Below are 23,342 nucleotides of genomic sequence, written 5' to 3'. Positions count from 1 at the left end.
GAGCGTGCCGCGTACCCGGGTGGCGTCTCGCGGGGAGGGTCAGGCGAGAGAGCGCTCGAGGACGAAGTCGTCCTCCCAGCGGTCACCGACGAGGAAGCGCTTGCGGCCGACGACCGCGAAGCCGTGCTTGGAGTAGAACCGCTGAGCACGCGCGTTCTCCTCGTTGACGCCGAGCCAGACGCCCGCGGCACCGTGATCCCGCGCCTCCTCGAGGGTCGCGGCCATCAGCGCGGCCGCCGCTCCGGAGCCGTGCCGGCCGGGCAGGAGGTAGAACTTGCTGAGCTCGACGGGCGGACGCAGCCGGATCGCCGCGACGACGTCGGCGTCGGCGGGCTCCCCGCGCACGAGCATCGCGTAGCCGGTCAGCGCGCCGGAGTCGTCGTCGACCAGGAGCGAGCGGAGCGGATCGGCGAGGTGGTCGCGGAAGCGCTCGACCGAGAGCACGGTGCGCACGAACTCGGCCTTCGCCTCCGCGGTGGTGTGCGGCGGGCAGGCCAGCGGGAAGGTCGCGGCGGCCAGCTCGGCCAGGGTCTCGGCATCGGCGGCCGACGCGCGGCGGACGGTCACGGGAGGCGCGGCGGAGTGGAGCGGCGGATCACCGGTCCAGTATGCCGGGACGACGAAGGAGGGGGCCCGCCGAAGCGGACCCCCTCCTCACGTCAGTGCGTGCTCGGCTCAGGCCAGGACGTTGACGTCCAGCGGGATGCCGGGGCCGAAGGTCGTCGAGACGGCGGCCTTCTGGATGTAGCGGCCCTTCGAGGAGGACGGCTTGAGGCGGAGGATCTCGTCGAGCGCGGTCTTGAAGTTCTCCTGGAGCTGCTCCTCGGTGAACGCGGCCTTGCCCACGACGAGGTGCACGTTGGCGTGCTTGTCGACGCGGAACTCGATCTTTCCGCCCTTGATCTCGGTCACGGCCTTCGCCACGTCCGGGGTCACGGTGCCGGTCTTCGGGTTGGGCATGAGGCCGCGGGGGCCGAGCACCTTTCCGAGACGGCCGACCTGGCCCATGAGCTCCGGGGTCGAGACGGCGGAGTCGAACGAGGTGTACCCGCCCGCGACCTTCTCGATGAGCTCGGCGCCGCCGACCTCGTCGGCACCGGCGGCCAGCGCGGCCTCGGCGGCCGGACCGGTCGCGAACACGATGACGCGGGCGGTCTTGCCCGTGCCGTGGGGCAGGATGACCGTGCCGCGGACCATCTGGTCGGCCTTGCGGGGGTCGACACCGAGCTTGAGGGCGACCTCGACGGTGCTGTTGAACTTGGCGGAACCGGTCTCGCGGGCGAGCGCGACGGCCTCGTCGGCCGTGTAGAACTTGCCCTCTTCGAGCTTGGCCGCGGCGGCCCGGTAGGCCTTCGACTTCTGTGCCATGTTGTTTCTCCTTGAAACGAGAATGTGGTTCTAGAGCCTGGCGGGCTCTCCCACGGGGGTGATGGAGTTCTGGTGGTGCCGCGATCGCGGCCCTGACTGCTGCTCGCGGGAGGCGGAGAGGTCCTGCGGAGGCGCTTCCGGCCCGGGCGTGCGGCCCGCTGAGGGGCCGCCGTCGGGTTCTCGAGGCTTCCGCGGTGGGTCCGCGCCGGTGGGCGCGACGCTCCCGCCGTCGAGCAGCGCGTCGCGCTACTCGACCGTGATGCCCATCGAGCGGGCGGTGCCGGCGATGATCTTCGCGGCGGCGTCGATGTCGTTGGCGTTCAGGTCGACCTGCTTCGCCTCGGCGATCTCGCGGACCTGCGCCTGGGTGAGCTTCGCGACCTTCACGGTGTGCGGGGTCGAAGAGCCCTTGGCGACGCCGGCGGCCTTCTTGATGAGCTCCGCCGCGGGCGGGGTCTTCAGCACGAAGGTGAACGAGCGGTCCTCGTAGACGGTGATCTCGACGGGGATGACGTTGCCGCGCTGCGACTCGGTCTGCGCGTTGTACGCCTTGCAGAACTCCATGATGTTGACGCCGTGCTGACCGAGCGCCGGACCGATCGGGGGCGCGGGGTTGGCCGCGCCGGCCTTGATCTGGAGCTTGATCAGGCCGGTGACCTTCTTCTTGGGGGCCATTCTGATTCCTTTTCTCAGGGTTCGAGCGGTCGGGGGCTCCCGGCCGCTCTCCCGCGCATCCGACGGTGCCGGATCGCGGTGGAGGAGGGTCGTCCGACGCGCACAGAGGCGGGCGCCGACACGAAAACCCGTACGAGCTTACACGAGCGGGGCCACCCCCGATAGGGCGGAGGAGGGGCCGACGCCCGGGTGCGCGTGGGGCGGCGTTGGAGGGGGCGCCGCCCGGAACGGCGAACGCCCCCTCCGACCTGCGGAGGAGGCGTTCATGCGGCGCGGAGGCGACGCGTCAGAGCTTGGTGACCTGGTCGAACGACAGCTCGACCGGGGTCTCGCGCTCGAAGAGCGAGACGAGCACGGTGAGCTTGCCGCTCTCGGGCTTGATCTCGCTGATCGAGCCGGGAAGACCCGCGAACGAGCCCTCCTTGATGGTGATGGTCTCGCCGATCTCGAAGTCGACCTCGGCGGGCAGCACGCGCTGGGCCTGCTTCTGGCCCTTGGCACCGGAGGTCTTCGAGGGGGCGACGTCCTTGATCTCGACGAGGCTCTTCAGCATTGTGAAGGCCTCCTCGAAGCGCAGCGGGGTCGGGTTGTGGGCGTTGCCCACGAAGCCGGTGACGCCCGGCGTGTGGCGGACGACCGACCACGAGTCCTCGTTGAGGTCCATGCGCACCAGCACGTAGCCGGGGATGCGCACGCGGGTGACCATCTTGCGCTGGCCGTTCTTGATCTCGACCACGTCCTCCATCGGGACCTGGACCTCGAAGATGTAGTCCTCGGCCTCGAGCGAGACCTTGCGGTTCTCGATGTTCGACTTCACGCGCTTCTCGAAGCCGGCGTAGGAGTGGATGACGTACCACTTGCCCGGCTTGCCGCGCAGCTCGGTGCGGAAGGCCTCGTACGGGTCGATGTCGGCGAGGTCCTCACCGGCGGACTCGGCGTCCTCGGCGGCGACCTCGGCCTCGTCCTCGACGGCCTCGAGAGCCGCTTCGGCCTCCTCGACGGTGTCGATGTGGGCGGCCTCGTCGACGGCGGAGTCGGCCTCGGGGTCGTCGACGGAGCCGATGGCGTCCAGCGCTGCCTCGAGGTCGGAGGCGAGGTCATCCTCGGACTCGTTCTCGTCGATGATGCTCAGCGCACCCTGCTCGGCGGGCTCGACGGCGTCCTCAGCCTGCGACTGGACGTCGCCCTCCTGCTCCTCCTCGACCTCCGACGACTGCTCGGCAGCCGTCGCCCAGTCGACGTCGTCGCGGTTTCTGTCAGACACTCGTCACAACTCTCTCTCGATCGATCGGTCGCGCCCCTCGGGGCGCGTCCCGCTGTCGCCGGCACCCTCCGCTCGCGCGGCCCGGATGCTCTCGGGTCAGGCGGCGGGTGTGCCGAACACGTACGTCACGGCCAGGGCGAACACCCAGTCGAGGAAGGACACCAGCGCCATCATGATGACGACGAAGATCAGCACGACCACGACGTAGTTGCCCAGCTCCTTGCGGGTGGGCGTCACGACCTTCTTCAGCTCGGCGATGACCTGCCGGATGAAGAGGGCGATGCGCGCGAACGGGTTTCGCCGCGCGGCTCGCTGCTGATTGGCGATCGCGACGACGTCCTCGCTCGGCTCGTCGACTGCTTTCCCGGCCACCTGCACGCACCTTTCCCGCACCGGAACCTCCGGTGTGGCCGACCGCCCGTCATGGGCGGCCCTGGACCGATGACCGCAGCGTCGCGGGGACCGCGTGCGACGGGCATCGATGTGCAGGGCGGACAGGGCTCGAACCTGCAACCTGCGGTTTTGGAGACCGCTGCTCTACCAATTGAGCCACCGCCCTATGGATGCCGTTGCGAGCATCCGAGGAGGAGACCGACCCGCCGCCCCACCGCCGCGACCCTCGCGGGCGCTGTGGATGAGGGCAGAGATCGACTACCTCGGACGAGTGTACGTGGACCCGCAGGGCGTGTCCAGCCGAGCGGCGGGGGGCCTCGGAGCCCCGTGCGCGCGCAGGATACGCTGGCCGTCGTGTCCTCCACCACGCGCATCTCCGCCCGCATCGCCGCCATCGCCGAGTCCGCCACTCTGAAGGTCGACGCCAAGGCGAAGGCCCTCCAGGCTCAGGGCCGCCCGGTCGTGTCCTACGCCGCCGGCGAGCCCGACTTCCTCACTCCCGAGCACATCGTCGAGGCCGCCTCGGCCGCCGTGCTCGACCCGGGGAACTACCGCTACACCCCCGCGGCGGGCCTCCCCGACCTCCGCGCTGCCATAGCTGAGAAGACGGCGCGCGACTCCGGATGGGCCGTCGACCCCTCGCAGGTCGTGGTCACCAACGGCGGCAAGCAGGCCGTCTACCAGGCCTTCCAGACCCTCCTCGACGACGGCGACGAGGTGCTGGTGCCGACCCCGTACTGGACCACCTACCCCGAGGCGATCAAGCTCGCCGGCGGCGTTCAGGTGGACGTGTTCGCGGGCGCCGACCAGGGCTACCTGGTCACCGTCGAGCAGCTGGAGGCCGCGCGCACCGAGCGCACCAAGGTGCTCCTGTTCGTCTCCCCCTCCAACCCCACCGGCGCCGTCTACTCGGCCGAGCAGACCCGCGAGATCGGCGAGTGGGCCGAGGAGCACGGCCTCTGGATCATCGCCGACGAGATCTACCAGAACCTCGTCTACTCCACCGGCGACCAGGACGACGCGAGCCCGCTCGAGCACGCGACCTCGATCGTCGAGGCGGTGCCGGCCCTGCGCGACCGGACGATCCTCGTCAACGGCGTCGCGAAGACCTACGCGATGACCGGCTGGCGCGTCGGATGGATGGTCGGCCCGGCCGACGCGATCAAGGGCGCCTCGAACCTCCAGTCGCACCTCTCGAGCAACGTCTCGAACATCTCGCAGCGCGCCGCGATCGCCGCCCTCACCGGCCCGCAGGAGCCGGCCGAGGAGATGCGCCTGGCCTTCGACCGCCGCCGCCGCACCATCGTCGCCGAGCTGAACGCGATCGACGGGATCGAGTGCCCCACCCCCGGCGGCGCGTTCTACGTCTACCCCGACGTGAACGGGCTGCTGAACCGCGAGTGGAACGGCACCACCCCGACGACCTCCCTCGAGCTCGCCGACCTCATCCTCGAGCAGGCCGAGGTCGCCACCGTCCCCGGCGAGGCCTTCGGACCGAGCGGCTACCTCCGCCTGTCCTACGCCCTCGGCGACGACGCGCTCCTCGAGGGCGTGCGCCGCTTGCAGCGGCTCTTCGGCACCGTTTAGCCCTCCTCCGCCTGCGCCGTCGATCGGCAGCGGCGGCTCGACGACGGGGGTGCGTCGCAGAGAGCGGGGTGCGCAGCGCGGACGACGATCCGTGACACGCGGACCGCCGATCGCCGCTCGACCGTGCCGCACTGTGACGGCGGGTACTGCGACGGGCCTGTCCGACAGGTGAGGGGTGCGTGGCATCTCGGGGCGGGGAGGGCAAGAGGGAGGCGGAAATCGGGGATCACTGTCGCCGGAGGGGTAGGACAGGGCACGCTGTGACGATGAGCGAAGACCACGCCGTCCGAGTCCGCGACCTGCGGAAGGACTACGGGGGCGCTCCGGCGGTCGCGGGAGTCTCCTTCGACATCCACCGGGGCGAGACCTTCGCGCTCCTCGGCCCGAACGGCGCCGGGAAGTCGACGACCATCGAGATCCTCGAGGGCTACCGCGACCGCTCCGGCGGCGAGGTGTCGGTGCTCGGGGTCGACCCGCGCCACGGCGACCTGGCGTGGAAGGCGCGTCTGGGGATCGTCCTGCAGTCCAGCGGCGAGTCCGGCAACGCGACGGTGCGCGAGCAGATCGCGCACTTCGCCAGCCTCTATCCGCGACCGCGCGACGTCGACGAGACCATCGAGGCCGTCGGGCTGACGTCCAAGGCCCGCTCGCGCATCGGACGCCTCTCGGGCGGCCAGCGCCGCCGCGTCGACGTCGCCCTCGGCATCATCGGCCGTCCCGAGCTGGTGTTCCTCGACGAGCCCACCACGGGATTCGACCCCGAGGCCCGCCACTCCTTCTGGGACCTGATCGCTCTGCTCAAGAGCGAGGGCACGACCATCCTGCTCACCACCCACTACCTCGACGAGGCCGCCCGCCTCGGCGACCGCGCCGCCGTGATCTCCGGCGGGCGGCTCCTGGCCATCGGCCCGATGAGCGCGATCGGAGGGGACGAGGCGCGCGTCCCGATCGTGCAGTGGCGCGAGGACGGCGTGCTGCACCGGCTGCGCACCACCGAGCCCGCCCGGACCGTCGCCGAGCTGCACGCCCGGATCGGGGAGCCGACGGCGCTCGAGGTCGTCCGCCCCAGCCTCGAGGACATCTACCTCGACCTCATCCGCGAGGACCGCGACGCGGTCGACCTGATCGGAGAGCCCGCGTGACCGCCGTCGCCACCCGCCCCCGCACCCTCTCCACCGGCCCGGGACGCACCGTCCGCCTCGGACTCGCCCGCGCCCGCTACGAGATCCGCTCGTACTTCCGCGCTCCGGACCAGGTGTTCTTCACCTTCCTCTTCCCGGTGCTGCTCCTGACGATCTTCTCGGTCGCGTTCGGCGACACCGCGGTGATGCAGGCGAACCCGCAGGACCCGGGCATCCCGATGGCCGAGTACTACGTGCCGGGCCTCGCCGCGGCCGGGATCCTGCTCTCGGGCGTCCAGAACCTGGGCGTCGACATCGCGGTCGAGCGCGGCGACGGCACGCTCAAGCGCCTCGCGGGGGCACCGCTGCCGGTCTTCAGCTACTTCATCGGCAAGTTCGGCCAGGTGCTCGTGACGAGCCTCGCGCAGACGGCCCTGCTGCTCCTCGTCGCGGCGACGGTGTTCTCGGTCGAGCTGCCCACCGACAGCGGGCGCTGGGCGACCTTCGCCTGGGTCTACCTGGCAGGAGTCGCGACGTCGGCCATCCTCGGCATCGCCGTCTCCGCGCTGCCCCGCTCGGGCAAGAGCGCGACCGCCGTGATCGTGCCGCCGCTGCTCGTGCTGCAGTTCATCTCGGGGTCGTACCTGTCGTTCACGACGCTGCCGGACTGGCTGCAGAACACGGCTAGCGTCTTCCCGCTCAAGTGGATCGCGCAGGGCATGCGCGCCGTGTTCCTGCCGAGCGGGTTCGAGGAGGCGGAGGTGAACGGGTCGTGGGACCTCGGCGGCGTCGCGCTGGTGCTCGGTATCTGGCTCGTCGTGGGGCTCGTCGCCTGCCGCTTCGGCTTCCGCTGGATCCGCCGCGACAGCTGAGCCGGAGGAGGCCGCGGCCGGAGGGCGCGCGTCCCCGCGAGCGCGGGGCCTGCGCGCGCAGACCGCGCGGACTCAGACCGCGGTGCCGACCACGACGGGCTCGGGGTGCAGCAGTACGCCGAACTCCGCCAGGACGCGGCCCTGGACGTACCGGGCGAGCTCGGCGACCTGTTCGGCCGTCGCTCCTCCGCGGTTGGTCAGGGCGAGGGTGTGCTTGCTCGACACGGCGGCCCGCGAGCCGGGCAGGGCGAAACCGCGCGAGACGCCGGCGTGCTCGATCAGCCACGCGGCGCTGAGCTTCACCAGGCCGTCGGCGCGGGGAGGCACGGGCAGCCCGACGGGCGCTCCTGCCTCGACCGCGGCGAGCGGGGTGATGACGGGCGCCTCCGCCGTCGGCTCGACCGGCCAGCGCGGCGCCTCGGGCGGCAGGGAGTCGGCGAACGCGCTCGTGACGAGGGGGTTGGTGAAGAAGGAGCCGGCGCTCGCGGTGTCCGGGTCCTCCGGATCGAGGACCATGCCCTTGCCCGCACGCAGCGCCAGCACGGTCTCGCGCACCCGCGCGAGCGGCACGCGGTCGCCGAGCGCGACTCCGAGCGCCGACGCCAGCTGACCGTAGGCGACGGGAGTGCCGTCGCCCTCGGCGCCGACCTCCTCGAGCGCGAACTCGACGGCCAGCACCGCGCCCCGGCGGCCCTGCTTGATCACGGAGGTGCGGTAGGCGAACTGCAGCTCCTCCGCCGTCAGCCGGACGGGCTCGCGGGCGCCCTCGTCGAGGAAGTCGACCGCGACCAGCGTGTCCGAGAGCTCCTGGCCGTAGGCGCCGATGTTCTGCACCGGCGACGCACCGACCGTGCCGGGGATGCCGCTGAGAGCCTCGAGACCCGCCCAGCCGCGCTCCACGGTCGTCGCGACGAGGCCGTCCCACGACTCGCCCGCCTGGACCCGCAGGAGCACGCGCCCCGGCTCGTCGGAGGGGAGCCGCTCGACGCCGGTGGTGCGCACGCGCACGACCGTGCCCTCGACCCCGTCGTCGCCCACGAGGAGGTTGGAGCCGCCGCCGAGCAGCAGCCACGGCTCGTCGTCCGACCACAGGCCGACGAGCGTCTCGACCAGCTCCGCCTCGGTGGCGGGCTCGACGAGGCGCTCGGCGGGTCCGCCGACGCGGAGGGTGGTCAGGGCGGAGAGCAGCGGCGCGGAGGTCACGCGAGTCGGACCCGTGCCTGGGCCTTGCCGAGGACGGACTGGCCCTCGACCGAGACGGCGAGGTCGACGCGGACCCAGCCCTCCTCGGCGTTCACAGCACCGATCCTGGCGACCACGTCGATGGCGGCGCCGTCGCGCGGGTCCACCACGACGGGGCGGGTGAAGCGCACCTGGTAGTCGACCACGCGTCCGGGGTCGCCGACCCAGTCGACGACGACCTGCACCGCGGTGCCCATCGTGAGCATGCCGTGCGCGAGCACGCCGGGCAGGCCGACCTCGGCGGCGACGTCGTCGCGGTAGTGGATGGGGTTGAAGTCGCCCGAGGCGCCCGCGTAGCGCACCAGGGTGCCGCGGTCGATCGGGAAGCGGCTCTCGGCGACGACCTGGCCGACGCTCAGCTCGGCGAGAGCGGGCAGTGCGGTGCTCATTCGTCTCCCCTGACCACGAGGGTCGAGATCGCGGTGACGACGTGCTCGCCGCTCGCGTCGACCATGCGGGACTCGGTGGTGACCATCGAGTGGGCGCCGAGCTTCTTGATGGCGGCGACCGAGAGGGTCGCGGTCAGCTCGTCGCCGGCCACGACCGGACGGGACAGCACGAAGCGCTGGTCTCCGTGCACGACGCGGCTGAAGTCGATCCCGCCGTCGGGCTCGGCGAGCAGCTGCTGGAGCGTGAACTCCTGCACGACGACGGCGAAGGTGGGCGGAGCGACGAGGTCGGGGTGCCCGGCGGCGCGGGCGGCTTCGACGTCGTGGTGCAGGGGGGAGGTCGCGGAGACGGCGCGGGCGAACTCGCGCACCTTCTCGCGCCCCACCTGATAGGGCTCCGTGGGCGCGAAGACGCGCCCGACGAGTTCGGGGTTCACTGGCACCCGGCCATACTAGGCGCTGCCGTCGCGGGGCCCTCGGGGCTCCGGAGGCGCCGCCTGTGGTCACCCGGGTATGACCACCGAGAATTTCCCATCCGTGTATGGCTGACCCGCGGCCGAACTTCTCCGAAGCTGGCGGGCATGTCGACACCCACTCCCGAGCGCGACTGGGCGACCTACGCCCGCGAGCTCGGCACCAACATGCACCGGGCCCGCATCGCCAAGGGCGCCAGCCAGGAGCGGATCGCCCACGCGGCCGGGCTCGCGGGCTACACCTACCAGAAGTTCGAGAAGGGCGAGTCGAAGCCCGGCTCGCCCGCGAACCCCACGCTGCACACCCTCCTCGCGCTCTGCGAGGCGCTCGAGATCGAGCTGACGGACCTCCTGCCGCCCGACCCGCCGCGCACCTCACGCGGCGCCGAGTAGCCGGAGCACCGCGCCGGCCAGCCGCGACCCCGAGCTGAGATCGAGGTCGACCTCGCCGAGCCCGTCGGCCTCCAGGCGGAGCCTGTCCTCCCCCGACTCCCCCGGGCGGCACAGGGAGACGTGCACCGTCGCGCCCGCGGCCCCGTCTCGGCCCGCCCAGAGCACCACCGGGAGCGAGCTCGCCGCGGAGCGGTGCAGCCGCTCCCCCGCCGCGACCAGCTCGTCGTGCTCGCCCGCGCACCAGCGCGGGCACCCCTCGTCGTTCCTGCCGTCCATCCGCTCCTCCACGTTCCGCACCCCTCGGTCGAGGAGACCAGCCCACCAGGCGGTACCGACACCGAGGGCCCGCCGCGCCCCGATCCCGACCGGGGTGTGGACAGGAGACGGTCGTCCGCCCGTTGTGGAGGAGCGAGGACCAGGGTCCCATACGCAGATGGTGCCGCCAGGGGTCCGGCGCGAAGCGCCGGCGCGGTGTCAGCGGTGGACGATCAGCCAGGTCGCGATCGCGGTGGTCGAGCCCGTGTTGACCATGCGGTGCGGCCGCTCGCACGGGAACGTGATGGCGTCGCCCGGCCCGAGGACGACCGACTCGTCCTCGAACTCGACCGTCAGCTCTCCGAGCGTCACCGTCCCCATCTCGAACCCGTCGTGGCGGAGCAGCTGCCGGTGCGCCGTCGAGGTCGAGCCCGGCGGGTAGGTCGACTCGAAGAAGTCGACGGCGTCCAGCGGACGCGGCGCCAGACGGCGGAACAGCACTCCGCCCTCGAGCGCCACGGGCGCCGACTCGCGCGCCCGGACGACCGCGGTCTCGACCGGCGCCGACGCGCCCTGGTCGAACACGGCGGACAGCGGGACCCCCAGCGCGTCCACGAGGGCGATCAGTCGGCCGACCGAGGGCTGCATCGCTCCGCGCTCGATCTGCGAGACGGCGCTCACGGAGATGCCGAGTCGCCCGGCGAGTGCCTTCAGCGACAGGCCCGCCGAGAGCCGCAGCTCCCGCAGTCTCGCGCCGAGTCCGGCCCCGTCCGCGATCGCCCGGGCGGCCGCCTCGTCGGGCGCGGTGTCGTCGGAGGGCATGGCCCGTCCCCTCTCGCGGATCGTCACACAGCCGTAACGGAGCCGAAACGAGCGGCGGCCTCCCGACTCGTAGCGTGGCCCGCGTGAAGTGATCACTTCACTCGGAACGCTCTCCGCGACGCCCCGCCTCCTCGGCCGGACGTCCCGACCACCCTGACACATCCGCTCCGTGCCGCTCTGCGCACGACCGCCCGAGAGGTGGATCCACCCATGTCCGACCGCGTCACCGCACCCCGAGTCACCGCACCCCCCGTCGATCCGGATCCCGCCGCGGCGGCGAGCGCCGCCTACGACGACCGCCTCTCCAACGAGGACCTCGCCCCGCTCCGGAAGCAGCGCTGGTCGAGCTACAACATCTTCGCGTTCTGGATGTCGGACGTGCACAGCGTCGGCGGGTACGTGACCGCGGGCTCGCTCTTCGCGCTGGGCCTGGCCGGCTGGCAGGTGCTCGTCGCCCTGGTGGTGGGCATCGTGATCGTGCAGGTCTTCTGCAACCTCGTCGCCAAGCCCAGCCAGGTCACCGGCGTGCCCTACCCCGTCATCAACCGCGCGATCTTCGGCATCCGCGGCGCGAACATCCCGGCGATCATCCGCGGACTGATCGCGATCGCCTGGTACGGCGTGCAGACCTACCTGGCGGCGCAGTCGCTGAACATCGTCTTCCTCAAGTTCTTCCCGGGCATGGCCGCCCTGAACACGCCCGAGGCGTCGTTCCTCGGCCTCTCGGCCCTGGGCTACCTCTCCTACGCGATCCTCTGGGTCGCGCAGGCCGCGCTGTTCTGGCGGGGCATGGAGTCGATCCGCCGCTTCATCGACTGGGCGGGACCGGCGGTCTACGTGGTGATGCTCGTGCTGGCCGTCTACCTGGTGTCGCAGGCGGGCTGGGAGAACATCTCGCTCACCCTCGGCTCCGGCGAGCCGCTCGACCTCGCCGCCGCGGTGCCGGTGATGATCTCGGCCGTCGCCCTGGTCGTCTCCTACTTCTCGGGCCCGATGCTCAACTTCGGCGACTTCTCCCGGTACGCCCGCAGCTACGGCGCCGTGAAGCGCGGCAACCTGCTCGGCCTCCCGATCAACTTCCTCTTCTTCTCCCTCCTCACCGTGATCACCGCCTCGGCGACCGTGCCGGTCTTCGGCGAGCTGATCACCGACCCGATCGAGACCGTCGAGCGGATCGACACCTGGTTCGCCGTGCTCCTCGGCGGGCTCACCTTCGTCATCGCGACGATCGGCATCAACATCGTCGCCAACTTCATCTCCCCCGCGTTCGACTTCTCGAACGTCAACCCGAAGAAGATCAGCTGGCGGATGGGCGGCATGATCGCCGCCGTCGGCTCGGTGCTGCTCACCCCGTGGAACTGGTACTCGAACGACACCGCCATCCACTACACGCTCGGCATCCTCGGCGCGCTGATCGGACCGCTGTTCGGCGTCCTCATCGCGGGCTACTACCTGATCAGCCGCCAGCGCGTCTGGGTGGACGACCTCTACACGATGAGCGAGAAGGGCCGCTACTGGTTCTCGCGCGGCTTCAACCCCAACGCCGTCTGGGCGACCGTGATCGGCGGAGTCCCCTCCGTCGCCTCGGTGCTCGTGCCGCGCTGGATCGCGGAGGCGGGAGGCGCGGAGTTCACCTGGCTCGGCGACTACAGCTGGTTCCTCGGCTGCGGGCTCGGGTTCGTCGCGATGGCCGTGCTCGAGCGGCGCGCGCCGCGGATCGGGCGCCTCGACGAGGACCTCGAGCACGTCAGCGACGGCTCGACCGTCTGAACCGGCCGGCACGGAGGAGGGATCCGCTCCGGCCGCTCCGCATCCCGCGGACCGGCGGCCGGGCGGGTCCCTCCCCCTCCCGGCACCCGAACCGAGGAACCACCATGCGCATCACCGTCGTCAACCCGAACACCAGCACTGCGATGACCGCGGCGATCGGCCGGGCCGCCCGCTCCGTCGCCTCGCTCGGCACCGAGATCACGGCCGTCACCCCGCCGATGGGTCCGGCGTCGATCGAGAGCCACTACGACGAGGCGCTCGCCGTGCCCGGCGTCCTGCACGAGATCGCCCGGGCGGAGGCGGCCGGCTGCGACGGCGCGGTCATCGCGTGCTTCGGCGACCCGGGCGTCGACGCCGCGCGCGAGATCGCGAGCGGCCCGGTCGTGGGGATCGCCGAGGCCGCCATGCACATGGCCGCGCTCGTCGGCCGGGGCTTCAGCGTGGTCACCACGCTCTCGCGCACGAGCGGCCGCGCCTGGGACATCGCCCGCCGCGCCGGGTTCGGCGACGCCTGCCGCCAGGTGCGCGCCTGCGACATCCCGGTGCTCGAGCTCGACGACCCCCGCTCCGACGCCCGCCGCGCGATCCTGGCGGAGTGCGCCGAGGCGCTGACCGTGGACGGATCCGACTCGATCGTGCTGGGCTGCGCGGGCATGGCCGACCTGTGCCGCGACCTCTCACAGGAGCTGGGCGTGCCCGTGATCGACGGCGTCGCCTCGGCGGTGCGCCTCGTGGAGGGGCTCGTCGCGATGGGCGTCAGCACCTCGCGGCGCGACGAGTACGCCGCGCCGCGGACGAAGGCGATGGCGGGGCTGCTCGCTCCGTTCGAGCGGGTCTGAGGCTCCGCACCCCGCACGGTCGGGTGTTCTACCGGACCGCCGGGCCGGACCCACCTGCGAGGATCGGGGGATGAGCGTCCTCCGCGATCTCGGCCTCGGTGCCCGGCTCTTCCTCCGCGGCTTCCGCACCTGGGTCCGCTCGCCGCGGGCAATGCTCCTCGGCGCGATCCCGCCCCTGATCGTCGGCCTGGTCTTCGTCGGCGTGCTGGTCCTGGTGCTCACGCGGGTGCAGGACGCGGTGACCGCGCTCACCCCGTTCGCCGGCGGCTGGGACGAGGGCACGGCCGCCACCGTCCGCCTGGTGCTCTCGATCGCGGTGGTCGGCGCCGTGCTCGCCCTCGGCGTGGTCCTCTTCGCCGCGGTGACCCTGCTGGTCGGCGACCCCTTCTACGAGCGGATCTGGCGGCGGGTCGAGGACGACCTCGGCGGCGTGCCCGACGAGCGCGAGAGCACCTTCTGGCAGGGGGTCGGCCGCGGCCTCCGCGACTCCGCCGTGCTGGTCGCCACCTCCCTCGGGATCGGCGTGGTCCTGGTGCTGCTGGGCCTGGTGCCGCTGGTCGGCTCGATCGTCGGCCTCGTCGCCGGCGCCCTGGTCGGCGGGAGGGCCCTCGCGCTCGAGCTGACCGGGTTCGCGGGCGACGCCCGGGGGCTCTCCCTCCGCGACCGCCGCCGCCTCCTCGGCGAGCACCGCGCGGTCTCGCTCGGCTTCGGCATCGCCGTCTACCTGGCGTTCCTCGTCCCCGGGGGCGCGGTCGTCGCCACCCCCGCCGCGACGGCCGGCGCGACCCTCCTGCTCCGGACCCTGCGGGGCGAGCCGACCGAGCGGCCGGCCGCCTGACACCGCTTGGCCGCCGCCCGGCTCTCCCCTAGACTCGCCGCGTGCGCACGTCGATCCGAAGCCCCTGGTGGCCCGCCTCCTAGGCGGACCGACGCGCAGACCCCTCGCACGCGACCGCCTCCTCCGGGCGGTCGTTCTGCATGTCAGGGCCCGGGTGGGGCACGACCCGATTCAAGGACCACGATGACCTCGCTCCTCTCCCGCATCCTCGCCTCCGACGGGACGCTGCCGTTCGCGGTGGTCCTCCGCCAGGGCCGCGACGCCGTCGACGTGTTCACGGGCGACGTGCTCGACGTCGAGGGCCTGGCCGACATCCCGCTCGACGGCGACGACGTGCTGACCCTCGTGCCCTACCGGCAGGTGCGCGAGCGCGGCTTCGCGGCGAAGGACGACGGAGCCCCGCTGCGCAACCTCGTGGTGCGCGAGCGCGAGAGCGTCCCCCTGGCGGAGGTGCTGCGGCTCCTGCCCGAGCGGGAGATCCCGGTCGAGGAGCGCGGCTTCGACGTGCCGGACGACGAGTACGCCGACATCGTCCGCCGGGTGATCGAGGACGAGATCGGCCGCGGCGAGGGCGCCAACTTCGTCATCAACCGCGCCTTCGTCGCGCAGACCGACGCGCCGCCCGTCGAGGCGGTCCTGGCCTGGTTCCGCCGCCTGCTCACCGACGAGTCCGGCGCGTACTGGACCTTCGCGATCCACACCCCCGGTGTCGACGGCGCGCAGACGGTCACCGCCGTCGGCGCGACCCCCGAGCGCCACGTCTCGGTGCGCGACGGCGTCGCGATGATGAACCCGATCAGCGGCACCTTCCGCCACCCCGCGGCCGGACCCACCGGGGAGGAGGTGCTCGCGTTCCTCGCCGACGTCAAGGAGAGCGAGGAGCTCTTCATGGTCGTGGACGAGGAGATGAAGATGATGAGCGCGGTCTGCCCGGACGGCGGCCGCATCCTCGGGCCGTTCCTCAAGCAGATGTCGCGGCTCAGCCACACCGAGTACCTGCTCGAGGGCCGCACCGGACTCGACGTGCGCGAGGTCCTGCGGCTGACGATGTTCGCGCCCACGGTCACCGGCTCGCCGATGGAGAACGCGTGCGCCGTGATCGCCGAGTACGAGAAGGAGCCGCGCGGCTACTACTCCGGCGTGCTCGCCCTCTTCGAGCCGGAGGAGCACGGCTACACGGTCGACGCCCCCATCCTCATCCGCACCGCCTACCTCCGCGCGGACGGCCGCCTCACCGTGCCGGCCGGCGCGACGCTCGTGCGCCACTCCACCCCCGAGGGCGAGGTCGCCGAGACGCGGGCGAAGGCGTCGGGCGTCCTCTCCGCCCTCGGCCTGCTGCCGCACCGCGAGGTGCCGCCGGCCCTCGACCTGAACGCGCAGCCGGGCGTGCAGGAGGCGCTCGAGGCGCGCAACGAGCGGCTCGCCTCGTTCTGGCTCCGGCCCCAGGCGCCCGAGCACATCGCCGGCCTCGCCGGGCACACCGCGCTGATCGTCGACAACGAGGACCAGTTCACGACGATGCTCGCCCACCAGCTGCGCCACCTCGGGATGGACGCCCGGGTCGAGCGCTGGTCGGAGGTCGCCGACGTGCTGAGCGACGACCTCGTCGTCTTCGGCCCCGGCCCGGGCGACCCCCGCGACGACTCCGACCCGCGGATCGCGCACCTGCGCTCGCTGATGACCACCCGCCTCGAGGCGGAGCGGCCGATGCTCGCCGTCTGCCTCAGCCACCAGATGCTCTCACTGCTGGCGGGCCTCCCGGTCGAGCCGCTGCCCGCGCCCCGCCAGGGCGTGCGCCTGGCGGTGGACGTGTTCGGCGAGGACGCCGCGATCGGCTTCTACAACACCTTCTCCTCCGTCGCCCCCGGCGTCGCGCGCACGCCCCGGCTGGGGCTCGAGGTGTCGGTCGATCCGGAGACGGGAGTGGTCAACGCCCTGCGCGGCGAGCACGTCGCGTCGGTGCAGGGGCACCTGGAGTCGGTGCTCTCCTCCGACGGCCTGCGCACCCTGGAGCGGCTGGTCCGCACCGCGACCGCTCAGCCCGCGCGCGCATGAGCGACCTGCGGCTGATCGCGTCGCCCGCCTTCCCGGCCGAGCTGCAGGAGGCGGTGGCCGCAGCCGTGCGCGCGGCGGCCGAGGCGGCGCGCGGCTGGTACGGGCGCGGCGACAAGGTCGCGGCGGACGAGGCGTCGGTCGCGGCGATGCGCGCCGTGCTGGCCGACGCTCCGTTCGACGGCGTCGTCGTGATAGGCGAGGGCGAGAAGGACGAGGCCCCGATGCTCGCGAACGGCGAGCGCCTCGGCCGCGCCTCCGCTCCCTCCTGCGACGTGGCGGTCGATCCGCTCGACGGGACCCGGCTCACGGCGGAGGGGCTCCCCGGCTCGGTGAGCGTGATCGCGCTGGCCCCGCGAGGCACGCTGTTCGACCCGCGTGACGTCTTCTACATGGACAAGCTGGTCTGCTCCGGAGCGGGCCGGGGCGCCGTCTCGCTCGACCTCCCTCCCGCCGAGAACGCCGCACGGCTGGCGGCGGCGCTCGGGAAGCCCGTCGCGGAGCTGGTCGTCGTCGTGCTCGACAAGCCGCGTCACTCCGGGCTCATCGCGGCTCTGCGCGCGGCCGGGGTCGCGCTCGAGCTGCGCGGCGAGGGCGACGTGTCGGTCGCGATCGAGGCGGCCGATCCCGCGGGCCGCGTCGACCTCGTCCTCGGCATCGGCGGCACCCCGGAGGGAGTGGTCGCCGCCTGCGCCGTCCGCGCCCTCGGCGGGGTCATGGAGGGGCGCCTCGCCCCCCAGACCGCACCGGAGCGCGCCAACGCCCTGGCCGCCGGCCACGACCTCGACCGCCTGCTGACCCTGGAGGACCTGGTCTCCTCGGACGACGTGCTCTTCGCGGGCTGCGCGGTCTGAGACCTCTCCCGGCAGAGGGCGCGGCCCGCCCCGCTCCGGAGCCGGGGCGGGGGTGACGGATGTCACGGCACCTCGGTGACAGAGGAGCGAGGCACTGCGGCGACCCCCTCGACAGGCTGAGGGCATGACCTCGACCGACCTCGCCGTGCAGGCGACCGCCCTCACCAAGAGCTTCGGCTCCGTCGCCGCCGTCGCCGGAGTGGACCTCACCGTCCGGCCCGGCGAGATCGTCGCCTTCCTCGGTCCCAACGGCGCGGGCAAGACCACGACCCTCGACATGCTCCTGGGCCTCTCGGCCCCTGACACCGGCGAGGTCACGGTGTTCGGACGCTCGCCGCGCACGGCGATCGCGCACGGGCTCGTCTCGGCCGTCCTGCAGACCGGCGGCCTGCTGAAGGACCTCAGCGTCCACGAGACACTGGAGCTGACCGCGAGCCTCTTCGCGGACACCCGGCCGATCGACGAGGTGCTGGAGCGCGCGGGGATCGCCGACCTCGCCTCCCGCCGCGTGGGACTGTGCTCCGGCGGTCAGCAGCAGCGGCTCCGGTTCGCGATGGCGCTGCTGTCGGACCCCGGCCTGCTCCTGCTCGACGAGCCGACCACCGGCATGGACGTCGAGGGGCGCCGCGCGTTCTGGCAGGCCATCCGCACCGACGCGGCGCGCGGGCGCACCGTCCTCTTCGCGACGCACTACCTCGAGGAGGCGGACGAGTACGCCGACCGCATCGTCCTGATGAGCCGAGGCCGGATCGTCGCCGACGGGACCACGAGCAGCATCAAGAACCTCGTCTCCGGCCGGATCGTCCACGCGACCCTGCCCGGCGCCGACCTCGCCGCCCTCGCCGCGCTCCCCCGGGTCTCCAGCGTCGAGGCCCAGGGCGACCGGATCACGGTGCACACCGACGACTCCGACGCCCTCGCCCGCCACCTGCTCACCCGCACCGGTGCCCGCGACGTCGAGATCACCGCCCAGAACCTCGAGAGCGTCTTCCTCGCCCTCACCTCCGAAGGAGCCTCCGCATGACCGCCACGACCCCCGCCGCCGACCGCGTCCGCCTCGACCGCCGCTCGCCGGCGCTCGGCGGCTTCACCACGACCTACCTGCGCATCGAGATCCTGCGGCGGCTGCGGAACCGGCGGACCCTCTTCTTCACCCTCCTCTTCCCGGTCCTGATGTTCTTCATCGTCGGGTACCCGCTCCGCGACGAGCCGCTGACCGCGACTCCGATCGCGGCGGGCGGCGTCTCGATCGCGGCCTTCGTCATGGTGTCGATGGCGATGTACGGAGCGATGATGTCGGCCACGCAGACCGGGGCGGCCGTCGCCGTGGAGCGCGCGCAGGGCTGGAGCCGGCAGCTGCGGCTCACCCCGCTGAACCCCGTGGTCAACGTTCTGATCAAGATGATCGCCGGGATGGCGCTGGGCCTGCTCGCCGTCGTCGCCACCTATGCGGTCGGCGCCGCCAGCGGCATCGAGCTCTCGGCGGTGCAGTGGGTCGCGACCGGACTGACGGGCTGGCTGCTCGCGAGCGCCGTCTTCACGACGCTCGGCCTCATGGTGGGCTACATGGTGCCGGGCGAGAACGCGGCACAGATCACGAGCCTGGTCATCGTGGTCCTCGCGTTCCTGGGCGGCCTCTTCTACCCGGTGAGCAGCATGCCCGGATTCCTGCAGAGCATCGCCGCCCTGACGCCGGTCTACGGGATCAGCGAGCTCGCGCGAGCGCCGCTGACCGGCGAGGGGTTCGACCTCGGCGCTCTGGTCGACGCACTCGTGTGGCTCGGTCTGCTCCTCGGCGGGACGGTGTTCTTCTTCCGCCGCGACACGAAGCGGGTGTGACGGATGCGCCACCGCGGTCGGCTCCGTCCTAGGGTGAGCGCGTGAGCAGCACCACCGCCTCCGGGCACGGCGAGACAGGGTGGCCGATCCGCCCGGCCGCGGCGGGCGCCGACCCGGGAGCGACCCTGCGCACGGCTCTCTGGACCCCGCGTGCGCTGCGCTGGTACGCGGGAGCGGTCTTCTCGCTCTTCTGGGTGTACTCGACCGTGCCGTCGGTCCTCGACGATCCGGAGTGGCCCCGCCGCGTCGTCGGCGTCGCCCTCATCGCCGCTTTCAGCGCCGGATTCCTCGTCGCACCGCCGCTCGCCTGGACCCTCGCGACGCGGGGCCGGCTGCTGATCTGCCTCGGACTGCTCGCCTTCTCCTTCACCCTCCTCCCCTGGCTCGGGCGGGACGTGACGGGGCTCTGGACCTACGTCGGAGTCCTGGTCGGCATGTGCGTGTTCACCTGGCGCCTCACGGCCACCCTGATCGGAGCCCTCGCCTCCGTGACGCTCGCCGTTCGCCTCGAGAGCGACGGCGTCACCGAGACCGCCTTCGTGGTGCCGGTGATCATCCTCTCCATCTCCCTGATGATGGCCACCTTCGCGCGCACGATCGCCACCGTCAACCAGCTCCGCGACACCCGCGCCGAGCTGGAGGTCCTGACGGCCGAGCGCGAGCGGAGCCGGGTCGCCCGCGACATCCACGACATCCTGGGCCATTCGCTGACGGTGATCACCGTGAAGTCGGAGCTGGCCGGGCGCCTCCTCGACGCCGACCCGGAGCGGGCGCGGGCCGAGATCGCGGACGTGGAGTCGCTCGCGCGGGGCGCTCTCGCCGACGTCCGCGCGACCGTGTCCGGCTTCCGGGCCACGACCGCGAGCGGAGCGCTGGCCGCCGCGCGCGGCGCTCTCGCCGCGGCGGGGATCTCCGCCGACCTGCCCTCCTCCACCGACACCGTGCTCCCGCAGCATCGCGAGCTGGTGGGGTGGGTGATCCGCGAGGGAGCGACGAACGTCGTCCGCCATTCGAGCGCCTCGCGCTGCCGGATCCGCCTCACCGCCTGCGAGGTCGAGATCGCGGACGACGGAGTGGGTCCGCAGCCGGGAGCAGCGGGCTCGACCGGACTGGCCGGGCTCCGCGAGCGGGTCGAGGCGGCGGGCGGCCGGCTCTCCGTCGGGACGAGCGAGCTCGGGGGCTTCCGCCTGGCGGCTACCCTCCCCGGAGGCGGACGGTGAGCGCTCTGCGCCTCCTGATCGCCGACGACCAGGCGCTGGTGCGGGGCGCACTCGCCGCCCTGCTCTCGCTGGAGTCCGACATCGACGTGGTGGCGGAGGTCGGCCGCGGGGACGAGGTGGTCGCCGCGGCGCTCGCCTCGACGCCGGACGTCGCGCTGCTGGACATCGAGATGCCGGGGCTGGACGGGATCGCCGCCGCCGCGCTCCTCCGCGAGGCGCTGCCGGCCTGCCGCGTGCTGATCGTGACGACCTTCGGCCGTCCCGGCTACCTCAGCCGCGCGATGCAGGCGGGGGCATCGGGCTTCGTGGTCAAGGACACGCCCTCGGCTCAGCTGGCGGACGCCGTGCGGAGGGTCGGGCAGGGGCTGCGCGTGGTCGATCCCGCGCTCGCTGCGGAGTCGCTGGCGCAGGGAGGCACGCCCCTGACCGAGCGGGAGGCCGACGTGCTCGCCGCCGCGCGCACCGGAGGCTCGATCGCCGATCTCGCCCGGATGCTGCACCTCTCGCCGGGGACCGTGCGGAACCACCTCTCGGCGGTGATCGGCAAGACGGGCGCCCGCAACCGGGCCGACGCCCTCCGGATCGCGGAGCGCAACGGCTGGCTCTGAGAGTCCGGCCCGGCGGCACGATCACGGCGCTCCGCTCCGGAGCCGACCGCAGCGGAGCGCGACAGGAACGCCGAAGGCCCCGGCTCGACGCGCGAACCGGGGCCTTCTCGCTGTAGCGGGAGCGGGACTTGAACCCGCGACACCACGATTATGAGCCGTGTGCTCTAACCACCTGAGCTACCCCGCCGCGCGTTCTTCGCAGGTCTGGCCTGCGGGGAACGGAGCCCCCTGTGGGAATCGGACCCACTACCTCTTCCTTACCAAGGAAGTGCTCTACCAATGAGCTAAGGGGGCGCACCTGCGGGTCTGACAGCCCCTCTCGGGGCGTGCCCGCGATTTGGCACCGTTAGACGATAGCACCTCCGCGGAGCGTCGATGACCGCGGGGGACGCGCCCCCGCGGCCGCCCGTCTGCGGCTACGCCCGGCTCGCCTCGTCGAGCGCGGCGAGCTCCTCGGCGCTCAGCTCGAGGGAGGCCGAGGCGATCAGCGCCGGCAGCTGCTCCATCACGCGGGCGCTGGCGATCGGCGCGACCACTCCGGGCTGCGAGCGGAGCCAGGCGAGCGCCACCGTCGCCACCTCGGCGCCGTGCGCCTCCGCCGCCGCATCGAGCGCCGCCAGCACCCGGCGGCCGCGACCGTCGAGGTAGCGGGAGGCACCGTCGGCGCGCGGGCCCTCGGGCGTCGATCCGTCGCGGTACTTGCCGGTCAGGAAGCCCGACGCCAGGGCGGAGTAGGGGACGACGGCCAGCCCCGCCTCGCGGGCGAGGGGCAGCAGGTCGGCCTCGATCCCGCGCTCCACGAGGTTGTAGTGCGGCTGCAGCGCGACGGGCGCGTGCAGGCCCTCCTCGCCCGCGATGCGCAGCCACTCCGCGACGCGCTCGGCGCTGAAGTTCGACACTCCGATCGCGCGGACCAGGCCCTGGTCCACGAGCTCCGCGAACACGGCGGCGATGTCGGCCATCGGCACGGCCTCGTCGTCGAAGTGGGCGTAGTAGAGGTCGATCCGGTCGGTCGCGAGGCGCTCGAGGGAGGCGCGGGCGGCCGCACGCACGGTGTCGGGCGCGAGGCCGGTGAACTGCGGGTGGCGGCCCGCCTTCGTCGCGATCACCACGTCGTCCCGGTCCCCCGAGCGCTGCGCGAGCCACTCGCCGATGATCGTCTCGGACTCGCCGCCCGTGTTGCCCGGGACCCAGGCGGAGTAGGCGTCGGCGGTGTCGATGAAGTCGCCGCCCGCAGCCGTGTAGCCGTCGAGGACGTCGAAGGAGGTCTGCCGCCCCGCGGTCCAGCCGAAGACGTTGCCGCCGAGCGAGAGCGGGAAGACGTCGATGCCGGAGTCGCCGAGCGGCGAGCGGGTGACGGAGGAGGATGCTGCGCTGTCGATGCTCATCCCCCGATTCAAGACCCGCTCCCCGCCGTGATCGATCCCCCTCCCGCGCATGCGCGGCAAGGACTCAGGCTCTCAGCGCCGCGGGTAGTCGGCGTAGGCGAAGCGCGTCGAGTCCGGCGCCCAGCCGGAGACGTTGATCGTCCCCTGCCCGCCGTGGAGGCGCTCCAGCACGCGGCCGGGCTCGAGCGTCGCGCGCCCGGGGAGGTCGAGCAGCCGCAGCTCGACGTCGACGTTCTCGGGGTGCCCGGCCGTCCCCTCCGGATAGGCGAGGTAGAGCAGGTGCGCGCCGTCGGGCGACTCGTGCGGGAACCAGTCGACCGTGTCCGACTCGACCAGGCGGGAGAGCGCGGAGCCGTCGAGACCGATGCGGAACAGCTGCGCCCCGCCTCCGGCCCGCTCGGAGTTGAAGACGAGGGTGCGGCCGTCGGCCGAGACGTCGACGCCGTCGTCCGCCGGCTCGTCGTCGGTCAGGGCGGTGAGCGCGCCTCCTGCGGCCGGCATCGTGTAGACGTCGGTCCGCCACCGCCCGGAGGCGTCGCCGCCGCCGATCAGCGCGAGGGTCGCGCCGTCGGGCGAGACGCCGTGCAGGTAGTGCTTGAAGCGCGCGCCCTCGCGCTCGGCGGTCAGACGGCGGGCGGGGGCGGAGCCGTCGAGCTCGACGGCGTAGAGGTGCCCGTCGCGCGCCGAGACGTAGGCGAGCCCGCCGGACGGGGCGAGCACGTGGTCGTTGTTGAGCTCGGCCGGCACCCCGTCGAGCGGGATCGGCTCGAGCACGGCCGCCCCCTCGAGCGGCAGCCGGAAGAGGCCGCCGTCGCCGTTCACGATCAGGGCGGAGCCGTCCGGAGTCCAGTTCGGCGCCTCCACGAGGACGGAGTCGGACTCGAAGACGGTCGTCGACTCCCCCGTCGCGAGGTCGTGGACGCGGAGTCGGCAGAGCTGGTCGGGGAGGAGCGAGCGGGCCATGCTCCCCACGGTAGGGCCCTGGCGGATCACGACGGGGCCGTCAAGCCTCTCCGCACTCAGGTTCCGCGGGAGGGCGCTCCGATATTCTTGACCGACTTATGCGCTGGGTACACCTTG

General features: G+C 72.7%; 25 protein-coding genes and 3 tRNA genes. 13 read left to right on the top strand and 15 right to left on the bottom strand.

All coding sequences use genetic code 11. From position 1 onward, the window contains the following. Positions 1-39: 39 nt before the first annotated feature. From C5C53_RS02815 to C5C53_RS02790, 6 genes are all read right to left on the bottom strand, one after another. Positions 40-567, bottom strand: a complete 528-nt coding sequence (locus C5C53_RS02815) for a GNAT family N-acetyltransferase (RefSeq protein ID WP_104266755.1) — start codon at positions 565-567, stop codon at positions 40-42. Between the two features lie 108 nt (positions 568-675). Then, a complete protein-coding gene (gene rplA / locus C5C53_RS02810; RefSeq protein WP_104223633.1) occupies positions 676-1,368 on the bottom strand; it encodes a 50S ribosomal protein L1 in 693 nt (230 codons plus the stop codon). A 246-nt stretch (positions 1,369-1,614) separates the two neighbouring features. Continuing rightward, positions 1,615-2,043: a 50S ribosomal protein L11 gene (gene rplK / locus C5C53_RS02805; RefSeq protein ID WP_104223632.1), complete on the bottom strand. Its 429-nt coding sequence runs from the start codon at positions 2,041-2,043 to the stop codon at positions 1,615-1,617. A 286-nt stretch (positions 2,044-2,329) separates the two neighbouring features. Further along, positions 2,330-3,307 (bottom strand): transcription termination/antitermination protein NusG, encoded by a 978-nt coding sequence (nusG, locus tag C5C53_RS02800; RefSeq protein WP_104223631.1) that lies wholly within the window; start codon positions 3,305-3,307, stop codon positions 2,330-2,332. Positions 3,308-3,403: 96 nt separating this feature from the next. Next, positions 3,404-3,679: a preprotein translocase subunit SecE gene (gene secE, locus C5C53_RS02795; RefSeq protein ID WP_068208793.1), complete on the bottom strand. Its 276-nt coding sequence runs from the start codon at positions 3,677-3,679 to the stop codon at positions 3,404-3,406. 114 nt (positions 3,680-3,793) lie between these two features. Beyond that, positions 3,794-3,866, bottom strand: a tRNA-Trp gene (locus C5C53_RS02790). Positions 3,867-4,045: 179 nt separating this feature from the next. On the opposite strand from C5C53_RS02790, the gene C5C53_RS02785 reads away from it, so the two are divergent. The 3 genes from C5C53_RS02785 to C5C53_RS02775 all read left to right on the top strand — a co-directional run bounded on the left by C5C53_RS02785 (position 4,046) and on the right by C5C53_RS02775 (position 7,280). Then, positions 4,046-5,287, top strand: coding sequence for a pyridoxal phosphate-dependent aminotransferase (locus C5C53_RS02785; protein WP_374953262.1), 1,242 nt, complete (start codon positions 4,046-4,048; stop codon positions 5,285-5,287). Positions 5,288-5,553: 266 nt separating this feature from the next. Continuing rightward, complete coding sequence (locus C5C53_RS02780) at positions 5,554-6,429, top strand: ABC transporter ATP-binding protein (RefSeq protein WP_104223630.1); 876 nt, start codon at positions 5,554-5,556, stop codon at positions 6,427-6,429. Further along, entirely contained in the window at positions 6,426-7,280 is an 855-nt protein-coding gene (locus C5C53_RS02775) for an ABC transporter permease (protein WP_104223629.1), read from the top strand. The genes C5C53_RS02780 and C5C53_RS02775 overlap by 4 nt, the downstream gene beginning before the upstream one ends. A 72-nt stretch (positions 7,281-7,352) precedes the next feature. Here the strand turns inward: C5C53_RS02775 and C5C53_RS02770 are convergent, their stop codons facing one another. The 3 genes from C5C53_RS02770 to C5C53_RS02760 are packed head-to-tail and all read right to left on the bottom strand — an operon-like array spanning position 7,353 to position 9,354. Beyond that, entirely contained in the window at positions 7,353-8,483 is a 1,131-nt protein-coding gene (locus C5C53_RS02770; protein WP_104223628.1) for a UDP-N-acetylmuramate dehydrogenase, read from the bottom strand. Further along, positions 8,480-8,911, bottom strand: coding sequence for a MaoC/PaaZ C-terminal domain-containing protein (locus C5C53_RS02765; protein WP_104238284.1), 432 nt, complete (start codon positions 8,909-8,911; stop codon positions 8,480-8,482). The genes C5C53_RS02770 and C5C53_RS02765 overlap by 4 nt, the downstream gene beginning before the upstream one ends. Next, positions 8,908-9,354 (bottom strand): MaoC family dehydratase N-terminal domain-containing protein, encoded by a 447-nt coding sequence (locus C5C53_RS02760; RefSeq protein WP_104227045.1) that lies wholly within the window; start codon positions 9,352-9,354, stop codon positions 8,908-8,910. The genes C5C53_RS02765 and C5C53_RS02760 overlap by 4 nt, the downstream gene beginning before the upstream one ends. A gap of 138 nt (positions 9,355-9,492) precedes the next feature. Between C5C53_RS02760 and C5C53_RS02755 the strand changes: the two genes are divergently transcribed. Beyond that, positions 9,493-9,777 carry a helix-turn-helix domain-containing protein gene (locus tag C5C53_RS02755; RefSeq protein ID WP_104223625.1) on the top strand — a complete coding sequence of 95 codons (285 nt, stop codon included), beginning with the start codon at positions 9,493-9,495 and terminating at the stop codon, positions 9,775-9,777. Here the strand turns inward: C5C53_RS02755 and C5C53_RS02750 are convergent. After that, the gene (locus C5C53_RS02750) at positions 9,760-10,053 is read right to left on the bottom strand and encodes a DUF6907 domain-containing protein (protein WP_104254833.1); all 294 of its coding nucleotides are present in this window, start codon (positions 10,051-10,053) and stop codon (positions 9,760-9,762) included. The two genes, C5C53_RS02755 and C5C53_RS02750, sit on opposite strands and share 18 nt — an antisense overlap. Positions 10,054-10,251: 198 nt before the next feature. Further along, positions 10,252-10,854 (bottom strand): helix-turn-helix domain-containing protein, encoded by a 603-nt coding sequence (locus tag C5C53_RS02745; protein WP_104227043.1) that lies wholly within the window; start codon positions 10,852-10,854, stop codon positions 10,252-10,254. Positions 10,855-11,064: 210 nt separating this feature from the next. Between C5C53_RS02745 and C5C53_RS02740 the strand changes: the two genes are divergently transcribed. From C5C53_RS02740 to C5C53_RS02700, 9 genes are all read left to right on the top strand, one after another. Further along, positions 11,065-12,624, top strand: a complete 1,560-nt coding sequence (locus C5C53_RS02740; RefSeq protein ID WP_104266754.1) for an NCS1 family nucleobase:cation symporter-1 — start codon at positions 11,065-11,067, stop codon at positions 12,622-12,624. Positions 12,625-12,728: 104 nt separating this feature from the next. Continuing rightward, entirely contained in the window at positions 12,729-13,463 is a 735-nt protein-coding gene (locus tag C5C53_RS02735) for an aspartate/glutamate racemase family protein (RefSeq protein WP_104266753.1), read from the top strand. 70 nt (positions 13,464-13,533) lie between these two features. Beyond that, positions 13,534-14,301 carry an EI24 domain-containing protein gene (locus C5C53_RS02730; RefSeq protein WP_104223620.1) on the top strand — a complete coding sequence of 256 codons (768 nt, stop codon included), beginning with the start codon at positions 13,534-13,536 and terminating at the stop codon, positions 14,299-14,301. Positions 14,302-14,484: 183 nt separating this feature from the next. Continuing rightward, the gene (locus tag C5C53_RS02725; RefSeq protein WP_104227039.1) at positions 14,485-16,356 is read left to right on the top strand and encodes an anthranilate synthase family protein; all 1,872 of its coding nucleotides are present in this window, start codon (positions 14,485-14,487) and stop codon (positions 16,354-16,356) included. Further along, positions 16,353-17,207, top strand: a complete 855-nt coding sequence (locus tag C5C53_RS02720) for a fructose-bisphosphatase class II family protein (RefSeq protein ID WP_104266752.1) — start codon at positions 16,353-16,355, stop codon at positions 17,205-17,207. The genes C5C53_RS02725 and C5C53_RS02720 overlap by 4 nt, the downstream gene beginning before the upstream one ends. Before the next feature lie 124 nt (positions 17,208-17,331). Continuing rightward, positions 17,332-18,231, top strand: coding sequence for an ABC transporter ATP-binding protein (locus C5C53_RS02715; RefSeq protein ID WP_104249794.1), 900 nt, complete (start codon positions 17,332-17,334; stop codon positions 18,229-18,231). Continuing rightward, positions 18,228-19,046, top strand: a complete 819-nt coding sequence (locus C5C53_RS02710) for an ABC transporter permease (protein ID WP_104266751.1) — start codon at positions 18,228-18,230, stop codon at positions 19,044-19,046. The genes C5C53_RS02715 and C5C53_RS02710 overlap by 4 nt, the downstream gene beginning before the upstream one ends. 41 nt (positions 19,047-19,087) lie before the next feature. Continuing rightward, positions 19,088-20,266: a sensor histidine kinase gene (locus tag C5C53_RS02705; protein ID WP_258059741.1), complete on the top strand. Its 1,179-nt coding sequence runs from the start codon at positions 19,088-19,090 to the stop codon at positions 20,264-20,266. Continuing rightward, entirely contained in the window at positions 20,263-20,874 is a 612-nt protein-coding gene (locus C5C53_RS02700; RefSeq protein WP_181074522.1) for a response regulator, read from the top strand. Before C5C53_RS02705 ends, C5C53_RS02700 begins: the two co-directional genes overlap by 4 nt. Before the next feature lie 113 nt (positions 20,875-20,987). Here C5C53_RS02700 and C5C53_RS02695 read toward each other — a convergent pair. From C5C53_RS02695 to C5C53_RS02680, 4 genes are all read right to left on the bottom strand, one after another. Beyond that, positions 20,988-21,061 (bottom strand) — tRNA-Met (locus tag C5C53_RS02695). Positions 21,062-21,096: 35 nt separating this feature from the next. Continuing rightward, positions 21,097-21,168, bottom strand: a tRNA-Thr gene (locus tag C5C53_RS02690). Between the two features lie 122 nt (positions 21,169-21,290). Continuing rightward, positions 21,291-22,262 carry an aldo/keto reductase gene (locus C5C53_RS02685; protein WP_104266750.1) on the bottom strand — a complete coding sequence of 324 codons (972 nt, stop codon included), beginning with the start codon at positions 22,260-22,262 and terminating at the stop codon, positions 21,291-21,293. A gap of 72 nt (positions 22,263-22,334) precedes the next feature. Further along, positions 22,335-23,225 carry a PD40 domain-containing protein gene (locus tag C5C53_RS02680; protein ID WP_104266749.1) on the bottom strand — a complete coding sequence of 297 codons (891 nt, stop codon included), beginning with the start codon at positions 23,223-23,225 and terminating at the stop codon, positions 22,335-22,337. Positions 23,226-23,342: the final 117 nt, after the last annotated feature.

This window comes from Rathayibacter sp. AY1E3, assembly GCF_002932235.1.
Classification (GTDB): Bacteria; Actinomycetota; Actinomycetes; order Actinomycetales; family Microbacteriaceae; genus Rathayibacter.
This window is presented reverse-complemented; position numbering and strand designations above follow the sequence as displayed.

Coding starts and splice junctions, on each gene's coding strand:
- rplK (WP_104223632.1), bottom strand. CDS start 2,043: ATGGCCCCCAAGAAGAAGGTCACCGGCCTGATCAAGCTCCAGATCAAG.
- C5C53_RS02740 (WP_104266754.1), top strand. CDS start 11,065: ATGTCCGACCGCGTCACCGCACCCCGAGTCACCGCACCCCCCGTCGAT.
- C5C53_RS02780 (WP_104223630.1), top strand. CDS start 5,554: ATGAGCGAAGACCACGCCGTCCGAGTCCGCGACCTGCGGAAGGACTAC.
- C5C53_RS02745 (WP_104227043.1), bottom strand. CDS start 10,854: ATGCCCTCCGACGACACCGCGCCCGACGAGGCGGCCGCCCGGGCGATC.
- C5C53_RS02750 (WP_104254833.1), bottom strand. CDS start 10,053: ATGGACGGCAGGAACGACGAGGGGTGCCCGCGCTGGTGCGCGGGCGAG.
- C5C53_RS02725 (WP_104227039.1), top strand. CDS start 14,485: ATGACCTCGCTCCTCTCCCGCATCCTCGCCTCCGACGGGACGCTGCCG.
- C5C53_RS02755 (WP_104223625.1), top strand. CDS start 9,493: ATGTCGACACCCACTCCCGAGCGCGACTGGGCGACCTACGCCCGCGAG.
- C5C53_RS02715 (WP_104249794.1), top strand. CDS start 17,332: ATGACCTCGACCGACCTCGCCGTGCAGGCGACCGCCCTCACCAAGAGC.
- C5C53_RS02680 (WP_104266749.1), bottom strand. CDS start 23,225: ATGGCCCGCTCGCTCCTCCCCGACCAGCTCTGCCGACTCCGCGTCCAC.
- C5C53_RS02685 (WP_104266750.1), bottom strand. CDS start 22,262: ATGAGCATCGACAGCGCAGCATCCTCCTCCGTCACCCGCTCGCCGCTC.
- C5C53_RS02765 (WP_104238284.1), bottom strand. CDS start 8,911: ATGAGCACCGCACTGCCCGCTCTCGCCGAGCTGAGCGTCGGCCAGGTC.
- C5C53_RS02735 (WP_104266753.1), top strand. CDS start 12,729: ATGCGCATCACCGTCGTCAACCCGAACACCAGCACTGCGATGACCGCG.
- rplA (WP_104223633.1), bottom strand. CDS start 1,368: ATGGCACAGAAGTCGAAGGCCTACCGGGCCGCCGCGGCCAAGCTCGAA.
- C5C53_RS02720 (WP_104266752.1), top strand. CDS start 16,353: ATGAGCGACCTGCGGCTGATCGCGTCGCCCGCCTTCCCGGCCGAGCTG.
- C5C53_RS02730 (WP_104223620.1), top strand. CDS start 13,534: ATGAGCGTCCTCCGCGATCTCGGCCTCGGTGCCCGGCTCTTCCTCCGC.
- C5C53_RS02710 (WP_104266751.1), top strand. CDS start 18,228: ATGACCGCCACGACCCCCGCCGCCGACCGCGTCCGCCTCGACCGCCGC.